This window comes from Agromyces sp. NSFZ (genome assembly GCF_056156205.1).
In genome coordinates, this window is sequence record NZ_CM149585.1 from 2,227,755 (window position 1) to 2,246,284 (window position 18,530).

Genomic DNA, 18,530 nt, shown 5'->3' on the forward strand with positions numbered 1-18,530 from the left:
TCGATGGTGTGGAGATCGTCGGTCGGCACCCCGGCTCAGCCGGCGGCGACCAGGCTCTCGGACTTCTGGAAGGTCATCACGCCGTCGTCGAGCGGTCGGTGCCGCAGCGCGATCAAGTCGGCCGGGTAGTGCATGCCCAGCGTCCAGGGTTTCGTCGTGCCTGCCTTGGGAAGCCGGCCGAGTGCTCGCTGGACGTAGCCCGCCCCGAAGTCCAGCAGCGGACGGGTCGGCAGGTCGGGGTCGCTGTTGTGCGGGTAGGCGATGTCGAGCCCGGTCGCTTCCATGTGCTCGAGCAGGCGAACGACGTACTCCGCCACCAGGTCGGCCTTCAGCGTCCACGACGAGTTCGTGTAGCCGACCGTGAAGGCGAAGTTGGGGATGTCACTGAGCATCATCCCCTTGTAGGCAAGGGCCTCGGAGATGGGTCGATCGAGGCCGTCCACCGTGAACCGCAGCCCGCCGAAGGCGAGCACGTCGAGACCGGTCGCGGTGACGATGATGTCGGCGTCGAGGTGGGCGCCCGACTCCAGCCTGATGCCCGTCTCGGTGAAGGTCTCGATTCGTGCGGTCTCGACCGACGCGCGTCCCGAGCGGATCGCCGTGAAGAGATCGCTGTCGGGCACGATGCACAACCGCTGGTCCCATGGGTCGTACGGCGGGTTGAAGTGCGTGTCGACGTCGACGCCCTCAGGCAGCTGACCGATGGTGTACCTGCGGATCAGCTTCCGGGCGGCGTTCGGGAAACGCCGGCTGCCGTGGTACACGGCCACCTGACGCAACACGTTCTTCCAGCGGGCGACGAAGTAGGCCGCCTCGTCGCCGACGACCTTGCGAAGCCCGTTGGCCACCGCGTCCTTCGCGGGCATCGGGAGGATGTAGGACGGCGTGCGCTGCAGCATCGTGACGTGTGCGGCGCGGTCGGCCAAGGCCGGCAGCAGGGTGATCGCGGTGGCGCCGGAGCCGATGACGACGACGCGTTTACCGGTGTAGTCGAGGCCCTCGGGCCAGCGCTGCGGGTGGATGACCGGGTCACGGAAGGCGTCCCGGCCCGGCAGTTCCGGCGTGTAGCCGTCGTCGTACCGGTAGTAGCCGGTGTTGCAGTAGAGGAAGCCGCACGTGAATGTCGCTCGGGTGCCGTCGGCCCGAGTCGCGGTCACGGTCCATCGAGCTTCAGCGGTCGACCACTCGGCCGAGACAGCTCGGTGACCGAACCGGATCCGATCCTCGATCCCGTTCTCGGCGGCCGTCTCGCGGATGTACGCCAGGATGGAGTCGCCGTCGGCGATCGCCTTGGGCTCGGTCCACGGCTTGAACCGGTAGCCGAGCGTGTGCATGTCGGAGTCCGACCGGACGCCGGGATATCGGAAGAGATCCCAGGTGCCGCCGATGGCGTCGCGCGCCTCGAGCACGAGGTACGACCGCTCGGGGAACGCCTTCCGGATGTGGTACGCCGCACCGATCCCCGAGAGGCCTGCACCGATGACGAGGACGTCGACGTGCTCGCCGTGCTGCATCGGCATATGGCTTCTCCTCTTCGAGAAAAGTATGACCACTGGTCATATGACTGGTGGTCACTGTAGCGTGGCGGCATGAACATCGCAAGCGCCGGGCTACTTCGGGAAGTGCTCACCACGTCCACGTCAGGTGCCGGCGGCCGGGTCCCGCTGCTGTTCGTGCACGGCCTCGGGCACGGCGCATGGTGTTGGCAGCACTGGATGCGCGCGGCCGCCGCCGCGGGGCATCCGTCGTACGCCGTCTCGCTTCGTGGTCATGCCGGCAGTGCCGGTCGGCTACGCAGCGCCCGGCTCCTGCAGTACGTCGAGGACGTCCTCGACGTCGCACACACCATTCCGGGCCGGCCGGTGCTGGTGGGCCATTCGATGGGCGGACTGGTCGTCCAGCAGGTGATGGCCCGTTACCGAGCCCGCGCGGGCGTGCTGGTCGCGTCCATCGGTCACCGCCCTGCGGTCGGGTCGCTGCTCGCAGTCGCCCGGCGGCACCCGGTCGATGCCGCCGGAATGGTCGTCGGCGCGACGCTGCCGATGCGACGCGAGTACTTGTTCGAGGGCCTCACCGAGATCGAGGCGACGCCCTTCATCACGAAGTGCGGACCTGAGTCGCCCATCGTCCAGTATCAGTTGCTGTTCCATCGCGCGCCCGCACGACCGCTGGGCGACGCCCCCATGCTCGTCATCGGCTCGCGGCGGGACCGGCTCGTTCCCATCGCCGACCTACGCCGCACCGCGGCGAGGTACGCCGCTCCGCTCGTGGAGTTCTCCGACATGGGGCACGACCTCATGCTCGACCACGGGTGGGAGCGGCCGCTGGCGGCGATGCTGGACTGGATCGGCCGGCAGAAGAGCTGATGAGCGGTCGAGTCAGGCGGCGAATGCCGCCTCGAGGACGTCGAGCAGCCGCTGCGCCTGGGCCACGGCCGCCTCGGGGGAACTGCCCTCCAGTCCCAGCACGGAGTCCAGACCGCCGACGTGCGGCGCGAGCGCGATGTGCGGAAGCAGCATCAGGAGGAGCGCCAGCATGGCGTCCTGATCGGTGTCCTCCTTCAATTGGCCGGACTCGCGGGCGAGGGTGATCAGCGGGCGGAGCATCCCCTCGTAGTGCTCGGCGACGGTCGAGCGGATCGCCGCCCGGGCGGTGCGGTCGGGTTCCAGGTTCGCCGCAGCCGTGAGCGCGAGGTCGATGGGGTTGTCGAAGAAGTAGACCACCCAGGCGGCGTTCAACTGCCGCATGGCGCCGAAGAAGTCGGTCGACCACGGCAAGCCGGCGGCCTCCTTCTCCATGGCCGACCGGATGCGCGCCGAGATCCCCTCGCTCAGGTAGGCGAACAGGTCCACCTTGTCATCGAAGTACTGGAAGAGGCTGCCCTTCGACACGCCAGCGTCGCGGGCGATGGTGTTCATGCTCCCTCGGCTGAACCCCCGGGCGGCGAACTCTCGCTCGGCGGCTTCCACGACGGCCCGACGGCGCGGCTCCGGAAGACGTTCCCACGTGCGGGTCGGCATGCCCACTCCTTCGACTGACCCCTGGTCGGATCACGGTAGTCGACAGTACCGCGAGGAGAGGTGCGACGGCCCGAGCGAATGCACTGCGGCGTCGGACGCGAATGCGCTGCGGGCACGAGAGACAACGACGAAACCCCGGCCGTCGGCCGGGGTCTTCGCGAATTGGTGGATCTGAGGGGACTCGAACCCCTGACCCCCTGACGGTGTGCACCGTGGCGGGCGCGCACGTGTTTGGTTGTGGATGCCAGTAAGTATAAGGATGCGCGGGTGATCCAGGGAGGGTCGACGTGGGCGTTCGTTGCTGTCAGATGCAGTTGTTTGTGGCTGAAAAGAGCCTCAAAAAGGCCGCAGGGTCGGCGACCGCTGGACCGGGAAACCGGCAGGAACGAATCCCATGTGTCCGCGAGATCCGACCTGTACCGTCCACTCGGTGGCCGCATCTCGCGGCCGCCACTACCGTGCTACGAGGCCCTGGAGAGCAAGGTCGAAGTCCTTGCTCGCCGCATCGGCGTCGAACGATCCCTCCTGAAAGAGCAGCTTGAAGTAGACGGGGGCGTAAATCCGCTCCGCGATTTCGTCGGGGTCGCGATCGCCGCGGATGGACCCCTCTGCGACGGCGCGCTCGATCAGGACGTTCACGGCGTCCCGCCGTGGTCTCCAGAAGTGCTTCTTGAACTCGTCGAGCGTCGCAGGGTCATACTGGCTCTCGGCGATGAGTTGCGCCATCAGACGGCCCTCGTGCCCGGCGTACACCGCCGTGAGGGCGATCACGTGCTCGCGTAGCGCCTCGATGGCGGGAAGATCTTGGCGCACCGGAGTCGCGAGTATGTGGTTCTCGAGAAACGTGTCGATGATGACTGCGGCCTTGTTCGGCCACCAGCGATAGATCGTCGTCTTGCTGACACCGGCTTCGCGCGCAATGCGCTCGATCGAGAGCTGCTGCACGGACATGGAATCGGGTTCGCGATCGTCGAGCAATCTCATGGTCGCCTGAAGGATCGCTTGCCTGCTGTGCTCGCTACGAATCGCCACGGCTCGACTCTAGGGGTTCCTCGGTGTGATACGAAACGTTCACAATGGCGTGTTCAGTGAAGGGAGGAGGCTCGCTTGGGAGACGGCCGACTCTGGCTGCCGCGAAGCGGGCGTACTCCTCGAGGAGTGCCGGATCGTCGACCGCACCCGGGTCGGCGACTTCATCCAACGGAGCGCCTTGTACGAGTCGCTTGACCGGAACCTCGAGCTTCTTTCCCGTCTTCGTATGCGGGATGCCGCGCATCACGACGATCTCATCGGGCAGGTAACGGGCGGAGAGGTTCGTGCGGATCGACTGCTCGACCGCCGCTTTGGCATGCTCCTCGTCGACGTCCTCGGCGAGCTTTACGAAGAGGGGCATGAAGTAGTCCGTACCGAGTTCCGCGCCCACGACCATCGCCTCCACGATTTCGGGAAGCGCCTCGACTGCCGCGTAGAGGTCGGCTGACCCGAGACGGATGCCATTGCGGTTGAGCGTCGAATCCGACCGCCCGTGGATCAGAATGCCTTCAGGCAAGAACTCGATGAAGTCACCATGACGCCAGACCCCGGGGAACGTCTCGAAATAGCTCGCCCGATAACGGGAGCCGTCGTCGTCACCCCAGAAACGGAGCGGCATCGATGGCATCGGGTCGGCCACGATGAGTTCACCGCGCCCGAGCGTCGGGTTCCCCTGTTCATCCCAGGACTCGACTCGCACCCCGAGCGCCGGCGCCTGGATGCATGCGGCGCGAACCGGCAGCGTGGGAACACCGCCGACGAAGATGGACGCGATGTCGGTGCCCCCACTCTGCGAGGTGAGCCACACGTCGCCAACGCTCCGGTAGACCCACCTGAAGCCGTCACCCGAGAGCGGCGAGCCCGTGACCGTGACAACGCGCAACGCGGAGAGGTCGTGGTCGCGCCCCGGCTCGAGCCCAACTTTGGCGCACCCGTGGATGAACCCGGCGCCGACGCCGAGCACGGCGACTTGTTCGTCGGCGGCGATCTGCCACACGCGGTCGAGCGATGGGAACGCGGGGTTGCCGTCGACGAGCACAGCGGTCGCCCCCAGTCCGAGCGCCGCCACCAGCCCGTTCCACACGACCCAACTCGTCGACGCCACGGTGAGGACCCGATCGCCCGGGCGGATGTCGTCATGGATGCTGCAGAGTTTCAGCTCTTCCAGGAGGGCCCCACCGTGTCCGTGCACGATGCCCTTCGGGATGCCGGTGGTCCCCGACGAGAACAGCACCCAGAGCGGATGACTGAACTCCACGTCCGCGATGTTCAGCGCGGCCGGGGTCGCCGTCGCCGTCGCCCATTCGACTGACGGAACGGCGAGCGGGATCGGCGCGGCATCGGTGTGTGCGGTGACCCACACGACTGCCTGCACCGATGGGAGTGAGTGGAAGACCTCCGCCAGCTCGTCGCGACGGTCGCGGTCCTTGCCGGCGAGGCGGTACCCGGGGGCGGCGATGACCACCTTCGGGTCAAGCTGGCGGAAACGGGAGACGATCGCGCCGGGCCCGAACTCCGGCGCGCACACCGACCAGACCGCGCCGATCGACGCGGTAGCGAGCAGCGCGACCACCGCCTCGGCCACGTTCGGCAAGATGGCGACGACTCGGTCGCCCGCATCCACCCCAATGGATCTCAGGTGCGCGGCAAACGCGGCAACTTGCGCACGGAGCTCATCGAACGTGACCTCCGCTCGCGAGCCGTCCTCCGCGATCGCGATGAGCGCGAGACCCTCATGCCCCTCGAGCAGGTGGCGTGCGTAGTTGACCGTGCGGCCGGGGAACCAGCGGGTGTCCGGCATCGGATCTTCGGTGCGCACGGGCCCCGGTTCGCCGCCCAGTCGCACCCCGACGAAGTCCGCCCAGTTCGACCAGAACTGCTCGGGCTCGTCGACCGACCACTGCCACAGCCCGTGATAGCCGTCCTCGACGCGGACGCCCCGGTTCCGGACGAAGTCCGCGAATCGCGAGACGTTCGTCATCGGCTGCGCCTCTGGCTCGAGGTTCCAGAGGATCTCGCCGTCGGCGGCATCCGGCTCGACGATCATGACTGCTCCGCACCCACCGACAGTTCACGTCGCTTCGCCGCGATGACGTCGGCCGAGATCGGCTCGGTGCCGATGAGGACGAACGCGACCCGGGCGATGCGGTCGGTGCGGTTGGACCAGGCATGACTCGTCGCCCGCTGAATCGCGACGTCACCGGCCTTGAGCGTTGCTTCACCCTCGTCGACGAGCAGGGTGATCTCGCCTTCGAGCACGATCGCATAGTCGAGGGAGTCGGTTCGGTGGAACCAGAAGTGCTTGCCGTCGGAGTGCTTGGCACCGTCGGCGGCCTCGGCCTTGCCGTCGATCTCGTCGAAGATCGTGTCCTGGGCGTCCTTCGGATAGACCGCGTCGGGTGGGAACTCCGCGATGCGGAACACCGACTCGCCGGCGGCGGGGAAGGTCGGCACTGGGGAACCCGGCCCGACCGGGTCGTGGTCCGTGACATGGTCGATCGGGTTCGAGCTCAGCCACGGAACGGATGCCCCGAAGCCCGGGATGGTCGGCGACGCGAAGGTGTTGGGCGCGATGTCGTCGGTGAGGATGATCGCGCGGCCGCGGTCGTCGTGACCCGTGACGACGCGACGGATCTGCGGTCCGGTCGTCATGATCAGGCCGCTTCCTCGAACGGGAACGGGCGAGGCGTGGGCCACCAGGTCGGGGCCTCCTTCTCGGTCGCGACAGGTGAGCGCAGCACCCCGACCTTCTCGAGCTCGAGCTCGAGCACGTCTCCGGGCTGCAGGAACTTCCGAAGCTCCGCACCGGCGCCGAACGCCATAGTGCCCGAACCGATGAGGTCGCCCGGTTGCAGCCCATCAAACTGGGAGACGTACGACACCGTTTCCTCTGGCGTCCAGATGAAGTCCTCGACCTTCGTGTCCGACCAGACCTCACCGTTAACGCGCACCTGACCGGTGAGGCCGATCACCGACGGGATCTCATCGAGCGTGACGATCCAGGGACCAATGCCGTACGCGAAGTCTTTCGAGTGCTGCGCGCCCATCCCGATGGGGCTCTCAAGCACCTGCACGTCGCGCAGGCTCCAGTCGTTGAAGATGGTGATGCCGAACACGTGGCCGAACGCGTCCTCGGGAGTGACGTTGCGGCCGGGCTTGCCGATGATGTAGCCGATCTCGAGCTCGTAGTCGAGCTGTTCGGTGATGCTCGGGTACGGGATGGTCTCGTTCGTGCCGTAGATCGTCGCCGTCGACCCCTTGAAGAACCCCGGCCGCTCGTAGACGGCGCGGGTGGGCGTCGTCTTCAAGACATTGCCGAAGAAGTTCTTGATATGACCGTTGAACGTGAGGCTGTCGCGGATGACCGGCGGCTTGATGGCCGCCCGGAAGTCCGCTTCGGCGAGCGACGACGAGGCATCGTCTGCCGCCACGAGCGCGCGGTGGGCGGCGTCGAGGAAGAAATCACCCGTCGAGACCGCCTGGGTCATGTCCCGGAAGGTCGCGTGGGCGACGTGACGAGACCCCTCCACCGTCGCGCCGCCCTTCTGCAGTGCGAGCGCATAGGCCCGCTTGAGATCGATGACCCGATCATTCTCCGGTTCGACGGCGACGACTCGAATCTCTTCGCCGTCCGGCCCAGCGACGGCAACACGTCCCAGCTTCATTGGTGGCTCCTCCTGAGGACGTGGCAAGTGCCGCGTCCAAACTTAAGTATACGATACGGACAGTATCGAATACGGAGGCAAGACGCAACTGCAGCAGGCCGACAGTCACATGATGGCGCTCGCGCCGCCGTCGACCACGAGGTTGGTACCGGTCACCCACGCCGCCTCGTCGGACGCGAGGTACAAGCCGGCATACGACACCGCCATCGGGTCGCCGGGCGCGCCCGTGATGGTCCGCTCGACGATCGGCGCGACGGGAGCACGCTCGCCGAGCTCGGCGTACATGGCGACGATCGGCGGCGTCGCCATGACACCCGGGCTCACGCTGTTAACCCGGATGCCGACGGCGATCCCCTCGGCCGCCAGCTGTCGGGTCAGCGCGATCACGGCGCCCTTCGCCGCAGCGTGGGCGGCCTGCGGCAGCGCCCGAGCGCCGAGCAGTCCTGCGCCCGAACCGATGTTGACGATCGTCCCGCGCGACTGCGCGAGATGGGGCCACGCCACCTGGCAGGCTCGCCACACCAGGTCCAGTTCGTTGTTCATCGTGAAGACGTAGTCCTCGTCGCGCATGTCAGCGAAGGGGGCGAACCGAGGCATGCTGGCGTTGTTGTAGAGCACGTCGATCCGTCCGTGCCGCGCGACCGCGGCTTCCACCCAGCGCTCCACGTCCGCCCGGCTGCTGAGGTCGACCGGGGCGACAGCCTCGATGGGGTGCCCCTCGTCGGCCGAGATTCGCTCGGTCTCCGCCGCCGTCTCCGCGTTGAGGTCGCAGCCGACCACGGTCGCGCCCTCGCGTGCGAACAGCAGCGCCGTCGTCCTCCCCATGCCGCTGCCGATCCCCGTCAGCAGCACGACCTTGCCATCGAGTCGTCCAGTCATCTCCACGCTCCATTTCGTCGTCGAATCGTCTCCTCACGCCATGCAACCGCGGCGACGCGCCATCCGCTGGCTTCCGTGCACGCAGCGCACAGATCTGTGCACCGACTGCACCCTTCGGCCACCGCACACATCTGATCCCGTATCCCGGGAAGACGGAGTACTCCGAAACCAGCTCGAAGGAGAGATGAGGAGCCATGTCAGACACCACCCAGACCACTCGGCCGACACCGCCCGGGGTGACCGAGTCCGAACTCGACGTCGCACTCGCGGCGTTCGCCGCGGCCATCGGCAGCGAGAAGGTCGCGACCGACGCCGAGACGCTGTCCGAATTCCAGGACCCCTACCAGGTCCCCGGCTCGGCGACGAACCTCCCCTCGGCGGTGGTGAGCCCCGCCTCCGTCGACGACGTCCAGGCGATCGTGCGCCTCGCGAACGAGCACCGCATCCCGCTCTGGCCCATCAGCCGCGGCAAGAACAACGGCTACGGCGGCGCGGCGCCGCAGGTCCGCGGAACCGTCATGGTCTCGTTCAAGGAGATGAACCGCGTCCTCGAGATCAACGAGGAGCTCGGCTACGCGATGGTCGAGCCCGGCGTGAGCTGGTTCGACCTTCACGACGCGATCAAGGAGGGCGGGCACGACCTCGTCGCCTCCATCGTCGACATCGGCTGGGGCGGCGTGGTCTCGAACACCCTCGAGCATGGGCTCACCTACATGCCGTACTCGATCGACCAGGCGTCGCACTGCGGCTTCGAGGTCGTACTGCCGAACGGTGACCTCATGCGCACCGGATCGGGGGGCATGGACAACAACCCGACGTGGCCGCTCTACAAGCGCGGACTCGGGCCGACTTCGACCGAGATGTTCATGCAGTCCAACTTCGGCATCGTCACGAAGATGGGCTACTGGCTCATGCCGAAGCCCGAGGTGTACATGCCGCTCTGGCTGCGCGTATGGGACGACTCGCAGATGCCCGCCGTCGTCGACGCACTGCGCGAGCTCATGCTCGCCGGCACCATCGACATGCGCCCGCAGCTGTCGAACACGCTGATCATGGCCTCGATGCTCACCTCGCGTGCGGAGTGGTACGACGGCGCCGGTCCTATGCCGGAGGAGATCATCGACAAGATCGCCACGGAGCTCGGCCTCGGCCGTTGGATGATGCGATTCGCCCTCTACGGCGACGAGGCCGTCGTCGACCACAACTACGAGAAGCTCCGGGCTCGCTTCCTGCAGATCCCGAGCGTCGACCTCGTGGGCGAGAAGCACGGTGCTGATGCGTGGGAGACCCTCCCGAACCCGCACGAGCGCGTACAGATCGGCGTTCCGAGCCTCGACCTCTACAAGATGGCCGGGTGGTCGGGCGGTGACGAGGGCGGCCACGTCGACTTCTCGCCGGTGGTCCCGCTCACGGCGACGCACACCCTTGCCGCGCAGAAGCTCATGACCGAGATGTGCGCCGAGGCTGGCCTCGACTACCTCGGCGGGATGCTCCCGATCAATGCCCGGTCGACCACGTTCATCAACGTGATCCCCTTCGACACGAAGAACCCGGAGCAGGTCGAGAAGGCGTACGACGCGGCGAAGCGGATGGTGGCCAAGGCCGGGAAGCTCGGCTACGGCGAGTACCGTGCGCACCTGTCGTTCATGGACCTCGCGGCAGACCAGTTCGGGTTCAACGACCACGCCCAGCGCCGTTTCAACGAGACGATCAAGGACACGCTGGATCCGAACGGGATCATCGCACCCGGCAAGTCGGGCATCTGGGGTTCGCGGCTCCGCAGCGAGGGCTACCCGCTGGCGTAGCGCACGAGGTCGGCAAGAGGCCCTCGTCCGGAGTGTCCCGGGCGAGGGCCTCCTCGTTCACACGGGCATGCGCGACTCAGGCCGCGAGGCTCCTGCGCACGTCGCGTGGCGACATCCCATATGCCTCGCGGAAGGCGCGGCTGAAACTGGCCGGATCGCGGTAGCCCGATCGCACCGCCACGGCCGCGACCGAGGCGTCGAGCGAGGTCTCCAGCTCCTGCCGGGCGCGCTCCATGCGCTGCTCGCGGATCCAGGACGCGACACTCGTGCCCGACGCCGCGAACAGCTTGTGCACGTAGCGCGTGGACACGAAGTGGGCCCGTGCGAGCTCCCCCGGGCCGAGGTCGGGATCATCGAGGTTCTCGATCAGGTACCGGCGCATCTGCGCGAGTAGCGCGGTGGAGCGGGACGCCGGCACGGATGCCTCGTCGCCCTCGAAGGCGCGCAGCATGGTGAGGAGCATCTCCGCTGCGGTGTCCCCCTCGATCCCGCTGAGTCCTCCGGCGTCCGCCGCGCGGGCCAGGCCCGCCACGAAGGGACCGGCGAGGTGCGCGAACGGCGCTCCGCCGCCGGCGACCCGCATCGCCGCACGCCGGGCGTAGACATCCGCCCGAGCTCCGAGGAACCACTTCGGCAGTGCGAGGGCAAGCAGCTCGAAGCCCGTGTCGGCCTGGAACGCCGAGGGCCGCGAGGTGTCCTGCCACCCGATGTCGCCGGCTCTGAGCACGGTGGAACGATCATCCTGTTCGATGCGGCAGGACCCCTCGCGCACCAGGTACAGCAGGATGCTCTCAGGGTCGCCTGCCGCCACCGCCGCCGTCGTGCGCATGACGCGGTGGGGAACCCCCCGCATGGACCGCACCGTGATCGGACCGACCTGTCCCCCGGTGAGCCGTCCCTCGAATGGACCGGCACCGATCGTGCCGAAGCTGATGGGGAAGAAGTGCTCGGCGATCCCAGCCGACCAGTAGTCGGGGCGCTCCGAGAGCGGCACTACGCGAGTGTCCAGAAGCGTTGTCATGGGTTCTCCACAGCAGCCGGCGAAGGGGCGGATCATCGGTGACCCGCCCCTTCAAGGTTACTCGGCCCTCTGCGGCCCGAGCTCCGGGTTGGCGAAGAACTCCGCGAGCTGCTCGTCGGTGAAATACACGTCCTCGGGAGCGAGGTCGGTTCCGTCGGCTTCCGACCAGGACGGGTCCACGATGTCAGCGAGGTTGGACGCATCGACGGGATACGGCTCCCAGACCACCTGGTTGAGCTTCGGCCCGGCGCCGGCGAGCGTCTTGAGTCCGATCTGGACGGCAGCCTGAGCCATGGCGATCGGCGGCGTCGCCGAGCCGAAGTACGGGTAGTCTTCGTTCGCGGCTGCGTACGCGGCCATGCCCTGGGAGCCGCCGATGTCGCTGATCGGCGGGACCGGCTGGCCGGCCTGCACGAACGCGTCGCGGATCGCCCAGCCCATGGTGCCGGCCTGGAGCACGGCGTCGACGCCGGCCGGGTTCGTGGCGAGGAACTGGACGACGGCCTGCTGCGCGAGCGGGGGCTGGAAGAGTCCCTGCACCTCGCCGGCGACCGTGACGTCGGGGCAGAGCTCGAGGGCCTTCGCCGTGCCATCTTCCCAGAAGAGCTGGTTCGGGATGCCGGGCACGCCGTCGACCTCGAGGATGCGTCCACTTCCCCCGATGGCGTCCAAGATTCCGGCGGCCGACCTCATCGCCTGGAGGTTGGCGTTGTAGGTGGTGTTGATCGCGTGCTCGCTGTCGATCGGCACCACGACGGCAACCACCGGGATCCCCGCGTCGTGCGCCTGCGCGACCAAGTCGACCGAGGGCTCGGGTGCCGCCGGGTTGTAGAAGATGATGTCAGGCTTGAGCGACAGCGCCTGGCCGAACATCTGCATCTGCCCGGGGACGTCCGTCGGGTCGTTCGGTGCGACATCCAGCACAATGTCGACGCCTGCCGCCTCGAGTGACGCGGTGAGCGTCTCCTGATAGACCGCGATGAACGGGGCCGCCGGGGCCTGCCCGACGATGGCAGCGGTGAAGCCGTCGGACTTCTCCGACTTCCACCCGGCCCACGCGGATTCCTTGATCTCGAAGGGGTACGCGTTGTAGCTGTCCTGGATCTCCGGGGAGAATCCGGCGAGCAGCTCGTTGGGGTCGTTCGCGCCGATCTGCGGCACGGACCCGCAGCCGTCAGCGGCGGGCCCTCCGGCTCCTGCGGACGTATCGCTCGACGGACTGCCGGCTGTCGCGCATCCGGCGAGGCCGAGGGCCCCGACCGCGACGAGAGCGGATGCCGCGACGCCGAGCCGGCGGAAGCGTGTGTGATTCGACATGGTGGTGCAGCTCCTCATTGAGATTGCAGGGGTTGGCGCTGTGCGCTGGATACAGACTAGACACATTCGATACGGTTCGTCTAGTTTAGGATCGCAAGAGCGATGCGGAATCGCACAACTCGATGAGGAGTGACCAAAATGACGGATGCCCCCGACGGCCTCTGGCTGTCCGGAGTGAGCAAGCGATTCGGCGCCACCCGAGCGCTGGTCGACGCGCAGCTCCGCATGCACCCTGGGGAGATCCACACGCTGCTCGGCGAGAACGGCTCCGGCAAGAGCACCCTCGTCAAGATCATCGGCGGCGTGCACAAGCCCGATGACGGCGTCTTCACGCTGGATCGTCAGCCCGTCGATCTCGCGAACCCACGTCAGGCGAACCGCCGGCGCATCGCTGTGGTCTTCCAGGAGGTCCTCACTGCGGCCAGCCAGTCCGTACTCGACAACATCTGGCTCGGCACCGACGGCGTCTTCGCCCGCCGGCTCAGTCACGCGCAGCAGCGGACGATCGCGATGGAGACCCTCGGCCGACTCGTCGACGGCATCGACGTCGACGCACCCGCCGGCCAGCTCTCGCTTTCCGAACGCCAGGCGGTGTGCATCGTCCGCGCGCTCGTCCGCAATCCGCGGGTCCTCATCCTCGACGAGTCCACGGCAGCGCTCGATGTCCAGACGCGGGATCGCCTCTTCGCCGAGATGCGACGATTGGCGGGCGAAGGTGTGAGCATCCTGTTCATCTCGCATCGAATGGACGAGGTGGAGGAGATCTCCGACCAGGTGACCGTGCTCCGTTCCGGGCGCACCGTCTCGACGGTAGGTCGCGAGGAGCTCTCGATTACGAGGCTCATCGCTGACATGACCGGAACCTCCGGGCACTTCGAGCGTGAGGACCACGGCCGAAGGCTCGGCGACGTCACGCTGCGCGCCGACGCCCTGAGGCTGACACCGGACGCGGCACCGATCGACTTCGAACTTCGTTCCGGCGAGCTCGTGGGTCTCGCCGGTCTGGAGGGCCACGGCCAGGATGCGTTCATCAAGCGGCTGTCCGGGCTCATTCACGGCTCCGGTGCCGTCACCCGGGTCGTCGATCCCGGTATCGACATCAAGCCCACCGACGGTGCGAAGCTCGGCGTGGCCTACCTGCCGCGGGAGCGGCGCGGCGAGTCCCTCTTCGAGCAGATGTCGATTCGGGAGAACTTCGCCATCCCCACCTTCCATCAGGACCGTCGCGGCCTCCTGCTCAGCGTGAAGCGGATGACGGAACGCTTCGGCGAATTCGTTCGGTCGCTCAGCATCCGACTCGGGAGCCAGGAGGACCCCATCTCGAGCCTCTCCGGTGGCAGCCAGCAGAAGGTGATCTTGGCCCGCTGGCTCGCGACCGACCCCAAGGTCCTCTTGCTGAACGACCCCACGCGCGGCGTCGACATCATGACGAAGCGCGAGATCTACGCGACGCTCGAGCGCCTCTGCGCCGACGGAATGAGTGTCGTGATGCTCTCGAGCGAGGTCGATGAACTTGTCGAGCTGGTGGATCGCGTGCTCGTCTTCCGCGATCAGGAGGTCTTCGCGGAGATCCCGCGAGCGGGACTCAGCACCGAGGCCCTCGTCGCCGCCTACTTCGGCCAGCAGATCAGGAGCGCAGCATGACCCGGACTCTCCGATTCCTCCAACGGCACGCGTGGTCGTTCGCGAGCCTCCTCGCGCTGATCCTGCTCGTGATCAACCTTTTGGTCAGCCCGAGTTTCCTCGCCCCAGACCGACTTCCGGCGACCCTCGCGACGCTCGCGCCGTTCGTGCTCGTCGGCTTCGCGTCGACGCCCTCGATCCTCTCGGGAGGGATCGACATCTCCGTCGGCCCACTGGCGACGTTCATCAACTGCCTCTTCGTCGCCGTGTTGCTTCCGTCGGGTCTCGGTGATTGGTATGCCGCGATCCCGATCCTCCTCATCGTCGCCGGCGTGATCGGCACGGTGACGGGACTGCTCGTCACGGTGGCCCGGCTTCATCCGGTCGTCGCGTCGACTGGAGTGCTTTTCATCCTCATCGGGTTGTCGACCACGATCTCGAGGGCTCCGATCTCGGCGCCGCCGAACTGGTCCGACGGGCTCGCGCAGTCATACGGCTGGCTCCCCGGTGCGGCCGTCACCATCGGGGTCGTGGCGCTCGCCTGGTTCCTGCTTCGCCGCACGGCGTATGTTCGCAACCTGCTCGCGACCGGCGAGAGCGATATCTCCGCGTTCGGCTCGGGGGTGAATGTCACCGCGGTCCGCGTCCTCGCCTATACGATCGGCGGGATCTTCGCCGGTGTCGCGGGCATCGCACTTTCCGCGCTGCTCCAGTCGTCGCAGTCATCCTTGGCAACCATGTATGCACTGCTCGGCCTCGCCGCGGCAGTGCTGGGCGGCACGGCCCTCGGCGGAGGGAAGGGCGGCCTGCTCGGCACGTTCTTCGGAGCCGTTGTCATCTACCTGCTGCAGCAGTTGCTCACCGCCATCGGCGTCCAGCCGAGTCTCGTGCAGTTCGCGTACGGGCTGGTGCTCGTCGCCGGCGTCGTCTTGGGCGCCACACTGCTCAGCCCCCGCCTGACAAGGAGCCGCGCATGACCGAGTCGACGACCGTCCCGGTGACCCAATCGCTCACCACGCCGATGCCGCCCCCCGGGGGATGGCTCCGGTTCCGGAACTGGGCTCTTCGAACGCCGTTCATCCAGTTCATCGTGCTCATCGCGCTCTCGGCGGTGTTGGTCGCGCTGGTCCCGGCGTTTATCGCCAGACCGCAGGCGGCCATCGCGGTGCTCGTCCTCGCATCGCTGCTCGCACTCGCCGCGATGGGGCAGACGCTCGTCGTCATCCTCGGCGGCCTCGACCTTGCGATCATCGGCTACGTCACCTTCGGGGCGATGATCGCATCTAACGCGACGAGCCGGCTCGGATGGCCCGTGCCGATCGCCCTGCTCGTGGTGCTGCTCGTCTGCGGAGGCGTGGGTGCCGGCGTCGGCTGGCTGTGTCACCGGTTCCGAGTGCAGCCGCTCGTGGTGACGCTGGGCGTCGGCGTGATGCTCGCCGGCGGCTCCATGTTCCTCGCGAACGGTGACTACAACGGGCAGCCTCCGCAAGAGCTCAAGTCGCTCGCGCAGCTCTCGGGAACGACGTTCGGCCTGCCGGTTCCGCCGGTCATCCCGATCGTCATCGTGCTCGGCGTGCTGATCTGGATCGTGCTGGCCAAGACGTCGGCCGGCCGGAAGCTCTATGCCACCGGGATCAACCCGCGTGCCGCGGAGCTCACGCGGATCAATGCCACCGTCGTGTGGGCGAGCGTCTTCGCGCTCTCCGGAGCTCTCGCCGGCGTCGCGGGCATGTTGATCGCCGCCTTCGGCTCGGGGTGGTCGCAATCCATCGGCGAGCCGTACCTGTTCTCGGGGCTCGCCGCCGTGCTGGTCGGTGGGACCACCTTCGGTTCGATCAACGGTAGCTTCACCCGCACTGCGCTCGGCGCGGTCATTCTGACCGTGCTGTCGACGATCATCGTCAGCCAGGGCCTCACGGAATCTCAGAGCCGCATCGTCTACGGCCTCATCATCCTGGGCGTGGTCGCACTGTACGGCCGTGAACGGCACGTGCGCGACCGGTTCTGACTCGGAACAACATCAACGCCGAACTCGCCGGGACCTGGACCCCGGCGCGTTCGGCGTTGGTCGTCTCCCGTCGGAGTCAGTAGGAGTTCACTTCGGTCACGAGCATGGCCCGGGACGATCCGACGTCGGTGAAGCGCAGCTCATCGGGAGCCACCTGGCGGGCGTAGTGGTGATCGGCGAATTCCTCGGCGAGTGCCGCCGCCGACGTGAAGGTGAGTGCGCCGACTCCGTCGTAGCGCGTGCGCTCGAACCATGACGGTGGCGCGGTCGGCGCGGGGGTGTCCTCGATCCGCACCAGCCGCTCCTTGGTGTGCGGGCCGCCGAGGGCGAGCTCGGCGTGGGCACCGGTCCAGTAGTCGACGAAGTCCTGGAAGCGGAGTCGCCTCAGCGCCACCGGCAGCACGAGGACCGTGACCGGGGATGCTCCGGTCGGAAGCTCCCGCTCCCACACGACCCATGGCTCGCCGCCGACCGCTGCAGGCCGGCCCGCGAGCAGCGGGAGCCGTTGGGGAAGCCACCCGTCTTCGAACGCGCGCGACGCGACCCAGTCGGCGGCGTCGTTCTTGCGCCGCCACCAGGTCTCGATCGCCGCATCGTAGGGTGCAGCGGGTGCGCCCGCGATCGGCGATGGCCCCGCCATCGGGCGCTGCGCGACGTAGCTGGCGAGACCCGATGCCACCACCGGGTCTCGTCGCTCGACCTCGAGCCATCGCTCGACGAAGTCCTCGGGCGTCAAGTCCGCCTGACGCGAGAGCAGGATCGTGAGCTTGTACGCGATGTCGCCCATCGGCGCCGTCCTCAGTGCTTCCGCTTCCCGGCGCGGGCGGCCGTGTCGGCGATGGTCATGAGCAGCGGGTTGCCGGCCGCCCAGACGAACAGGTCTTGCGCGAGGGTGGAACGCTTGGCCGCGGGGTCCTCGCGTCCCATCTCGGGGTTCTTGTGGCAGGCGACCGGCACGTTCGTCATCAGGCGACGCAGGCAGGAGTTCGCGTGGTCGCACCACACGATGTCGCGCTCGCGTCCTTCGATGACCTTGTTGGGGTAGTCCGGGTCGGCCAGCAGTTGGCGCGCCAGCATGGTCGCGTCGGCGATTCCGGTGGCGATCGCCTCGGCCGCCTGCCTCGGGTCGGGCGTGCTCGACAGGAAGAGCGGGATGTCGCCGACCGCGGCCCGGAAGGCCTGCGGTTCGCCGTGCGCGATCATGTTTCCCGAGTCCGACGGCACGTTCTCGCCCATCGACTCGTAGTTCCCCTCGGAGAGTGAGATGAAGTCCACACCGGCCTTCACGATGTGCGAGGCGACCTCGGCGAAGCCGTGCTCGTCCTGGCCGCCGGGCAGGTGGTCGTTGACGCTCATCCGAATACCGACGGGGTAGCCCTGCCCGACCTCCGCCCGCACCGCGGCGACGGCGTCACGCAGGGCGCGGGCACGGTTCTCGGCGGAGCCGCCGTACTCGTCGGTGCGGGTGTTCGCGTGCGGGGACAGGAACGACGAGTAGAAGTAACACATGTGCGCAGCAACCTCGATGCCGTCGAACCCCGCGGCCTTCGCACGCCGGGCCGCGGCCACCAGGTCGGTCTCGATCGCCTTGATCTCCTCCACCGTCGTCTCCCGCGGCCCCGGGATGACGCGGCCGCCGGGGATGTACACGTGGTCGGGGAGCCCGACGGCACCCATCACGACCGGGGTGGGGCTCGCCGCTGAGGGGAACTTGCCGTTGCGGGGCACGCCCATCCGGCCGAAGCTCGGGAAGAGCTGGGCGAAGACGGCGGCGCCGCCGTCGTGCACGGCGTCGACGAGCCGGGCGAGGTCGGGGACGATCTCGTCCTTGTCGAAGCGGATGTTGGGGAAGAACGGCGACTCGTTCCAGGCCCGTTCCGTGGCGACCGTCCCGCCCACCATGACGAGTGACACCCCACCCTTCGCGCGGCGCTTCAGGAAGGCGATGGACTGATCGCTCGGCCGGCCGTCGTCGGTGGGGCGGAGCACCGCCATCGGGCCCAGGATGATCCGGTTCTTGAGAACGAGCCTGTTGATCGTGAGCGGGCTCGAGAGCACCTCCCGCACGTTCACGTCCATCCGTTGTCCCAGTTCGTTCGCTTCCATGTGTCTCTCCTGACTCTCCGGGGCGACAGCCCCGTGTTTCGTGTTCATGGGCGA

General features: G+C 67.6%; 16 protein-coding genes. 5 read left to right on the forward strand and 11 right to left on the reverse strand.

Annotated features, from left to right (window positions below; genetic code table 11):
• Positions 1-35: 35 nt before the first annotated feature.
• Complete coding sequence (locus ACVFI9_RS10540; RefSeq protein WP_474762185.1) at positions 36-1,520, reverse strand: flavin-containing monooxygenase; 1,485 nt, start codon at positions 1,518-1,520, stop codon at positions 36-38.
• A 69-nt stretch (positions 1,521-1,589) separates the two neighbouring features.
• On the opposite strand from ACVFI9_RS10540, the gene ACVFI9_RS10545 reads away from it, so the two are divergent.
• Entirely contained in the window at positions 1,590-2,366 is a 777-nt protein-coding gene (locus ACVFI9_RS10545; RefSeq protein ID WP_474762186.1) for an alpha/beta hydrolase, read from the forward strand.
• Positions 2,367-2,378: 12 nt separating this feature from the next.
• Here the strand turns inward: ACVFI9_RS10545 and ACVFI9_RS10550 are convergent, their stop codons facing one another.
• From ACVFI9_RS10550 to ACVFI9_RS10575, 6 genes are all read right to left on the reverse strand, one after another.
• On the reverse strand, positions 2,379-3,020 hold the full coding sequence (locus tag ACVFI9_RS10550; protein ID WP_474762187.1) for a TetR/AcrR family transcriptional regulator: 642 nt from the start codon (positions 3,018-3,020) through the stop codon (positions 2,379-2,381).
• Positions 3,021-3,473: 453 nt separating this feature from the next.
• Positions 3,474-4,052 (reverse strand): TetR/AcrR family transcriptional regulator, encoded by a 579-nt coding sequence (locus ACVFI9_RS10555; protein ID WP_474762188.1) that lies wholly within the window; start codon positions 4,050-4,052, stop codon positions 3,474-3,476.
• Positions 4,039-6,099: an acetoacetate--CoA ligase gene (locus ACVFI9_RS10560; RefSeq protein WP_474762189.1), complete on the reverse strand. Its 2,061-nt coding sequence runs from the start codon at positions 6,097-6,099 to the stop codon at positions 4,039-4,041. The genes ACVFI9_RS10555 and ACVFI9_RS10560 overlap by 14 nt, the downstream gene beginning before the upstream one ends.
• The gene (locus ACVFI9_RS10565; protein ID WP_474762190.1) at positions 6,096-6,704 is read right to left on the reverse strand and encodes a cupin domain-containing protein; all 609 of its coding nucleotides are present in this window, start codon (positions 6,702-6,704) and stop codon (positions 6,096-6,098) included. The genes ACVFI9_RS10560 and ACVFI9_RS10565 overlap by 4 nt, the downstream gene beginning before the upstream one ends.
• Positions 6,705-6,706: 2 nt before the next feature.
• Entirely contained in the window at positions 6,707-7,744 is a 1,038-nt protein-coding gene (locus ACVFI9_RS10570) for a fumarylacetoacetate hydrolase family protein (protein ID WP_474762191.1), read from the reverse strand.
• Positions 7,745-7,822: 78 nt separating this feature from the next.
• Positions 7,823-8,596, reverse strand: a complete 774-nt coding sequence (locus ACVFI9_RS10575; protein WP_474762192.1) for an SDR family NAD(P)-dependent oxidoreductase — start codon at positions 8,594-8,596, stop codon at positions 7,823-7,825.
• 194 nt (positions 8,597-8,790) lie between these two features.
• On the opposite strand from ACVFI9_RS10575, the gene ACVFI9_RS10580 reads away from it, so the two are divergent.
• On the forward strand, positions 8,791-10,401 hold the full coding sequence (locus ACVFI9_RS10580) for an FAD-binding oxidoreductase (protein ID WP_474762193.1): 1,611 nt from the start codon (positions 8,791-8,793) through the stop codon (positions 10,399-10,401).
• 76 nt (positions 10,402-10,477) lie between these two features.
• On the opposite strand, the gene ACVFI9_RS10585 is transcribed toward ACVFI9_RS10580, so the two are convergent.
• Together ACVFI9_RS10585 and ACVFI9_RS10590 are read right to left on the reverse strand one after the other, a co-directional pair.
• Positions 10,478-11,422, reverse strand: coding sequence for a helix-turn-helix domain-containing protein (locus ACVFI9_RS10585; RefSeq protein ID WP_474762194.1), 945 nt, complete (start codon positions 11,420-11,422; stop codon positions 10,478-10,480).
• A 57-nt stretch (positions 11,423-11,479) separates the two neighbouring features.
• The gene (locus tag ACVFI9_RS10590; protein ID WP_474762195.1) at positions 11,480-12,739 is read right to left on the reverse strand and encodes a substrate-binding domain-containing protein; all 1,260 of its coding nucleotides are present in this window, start codon (positions 12,737-12,739) and stop codon (positions 11,480-11,482) included.
• Between the two features lie 138 nt (positions 12,740-12,877).
• On the opposite strand from ACVFI9_RS10590, the gene ACVFI9_RS10595 reads away from it, so the two are divergent.
• Genes ACVFI9_RS10595 through ACVFI9_RS10605 form a run of 3 tightly spaced genes read left to right on the forward strand, consistent with a single transcriptional unit; the run spans position 12,878 to position 16,370 of the window.
• Positions 12,878-14,383 carry a sugar ABC transporter ATP-binding protein gene (locus ACVFI9_RS10595; RefSeq protein WP_474762196.1) on the forward strand — a complete coding sequence of 502 codons (1,506 nt, stop codon included), beginning with the start codon at positions 12,878-12,880 and terminating at the stop codon, positions 14,381-14,383.
• Positions 14,380-15,339, forward strand: a complete 960-nt coding sequence (locus ACVFI9_RS10600) for an ABC transporter permease (protein WP_474762197.1) — start codon at positions 14,380-14,382, stop codon at positions 15,337-15,339. The genes ACVFI9_RS10595 and ACVFI9_RS10600 overlap by 4 nt, the downstream gene beginning before the upstream one ends.
• Positions 15,336-16,370 (forward strand): ABC transporter permease, encoded by a 1,035-nt coding sequence (locus tag ACVFI9_RS10605; RefSeq protein WP_474762198.1) that lies wholly within the window; start codon positions 15,336-15,338, stop codon positions 16,368-16,370. The genes ACVFI9_RS10600 and ACVFI9_RS10605 overlap by 4 nt, the downstream gene beginning before the upstream one ends.
• Positions 16,371-16,446: 76 nt before the next feature.
• On the opposite strand, the gene ACVFI9_RS10610 is transcribed toward ACVFI9_RS10605, so the two are convergent.
• Positions 16,447-17,157 (reverse strand): EthD domain-containing protein, encoded by a 711-nt coding sequence (locus tag ACVFI9_RS10610; protein ID WP_474762199.1) that lies wholly within the window; start codon positions 17,155-17,157, stop codon positions 16,447-16,449.
• A gap of 11 nt (positions 17,158-17,168) precedes the next feature.
• Positions 17,169-18,476, reverse strand: a complete 1,308-nt coding sequence (locus ACVFI9_RS10615; protein WP_474762200.1) for an oxidoreductase — start codon at positions 18,474-18,476, stop codon at positions 17,169-17,171.
• Between the last annotated feature and the right edge of the window lie 54 nt (positions 18,477-18,530).

Excerpts from the sequence above, each read along its gene's own strand:
- ACVFI9_RS10590 (WP_474762195.1), bottom strand. The coding sequence starts at position 12,739 with ATGTCGAATCACACACGCTTCCGCCGGCTCGGCGTCGCGGCATCCGCT.
- ACVFI9_RS10610 (WP_474762199.1), bottom strand. The coding sequence starts at position 17,157 with ATGGGCGACATCGCGTACAAGCTCACGATCCTGCTCTCGCGTCAGGCG.
- ACVFI9_RS10585 (WP_474762194.1), bottom strand. The coding sequence starts at position 11,422 with ATGACAACGCTTCTGGACACTCGCGTAGTGCCGCTCTCGGAGCGCCCC.
- ACVFI9_RS10560 (WP_474762189.1), bottom strand. The coding sequence starts at position 6,099 with ATGATCGTCGAGCCGGATGCCGCCGACGGCGAGATCCTCTGGAACCTC.
- ACVFI9_RS10540 (WP_474762185.1), bottom strand. The coding sequence starts at position 1,520 with ATGCCGATGCAGCACGGCGAGCACGTCGACGTCCTCGTCATCGGTGCA.
- ACVFI9_RS10550 (WP_474762187.1), bottom strand. The coding sequence starts at position 3,020 with ATGCCGACCCGCACGTGGGAACGTCTTCCGGAGCCGCGCCGTCGGGCC.
- ACVFI9_RS10565 (WP_474762190.1), bottom strand. The coding sequence starts at position 6,704 with ATGACGACCGGACCGCAGATCCGTCGCGTCGTCACGGGTCACGACGAC.
- ACVFI9_RS10615 (WP_474762200.1), bottom strand. The coding sequence starts at position 18,476 with ATGGAAGCGAACGAACTGGGACAACGGATGGACGTGAACGTGCGGGAG.
- ACVFI9_RS10580 (WP_474762193.1), top strand. The coding sequence starts at position 8,791 with ATGTCAGACACCACCCAGACCACTCGGCCGACACCGCCCGGGGTGACC.
- ACVFI9_RS10595 (WP_474762196.1), top strand. The coding sequence starts at position 12,878 with ATGACGGATGCCCCCGACGGCCTCTGGCTGTCCGGAGTGAGCAAGCGA.
- ACVFI9_RS10600 (WP_474762197.1), top strand. The coding sequence starts at position 14,380 with ATGACCCGGACTCTCCGATTCCTCCAACGGCACGCGTGGTCGTTCGCG.
- ACVFI9_RS10545 (WP_474762186.1), top strand. The coding sequence starts at position 1,590 with ATGAACATCGCAAGCGCCGGGCTACTTCGGGAAGTGCTCACCACGTCC.
- ACVFI9_RS10605 (WP_474762198.1), top strand. The coding sequence starts at position 15,336 with ATGACCGAGTCGACGACCGTCCCGGTGACCCAATCGCTCACCACGCCG.
- ACVFI9_RS10575 (WP_474762192.1), bottom strand. The coding sequence starts at position 8,596 with ATGACTGGACGACTCGATGGCAAGGTCGTGCTGCTGACGGGGATCGGC.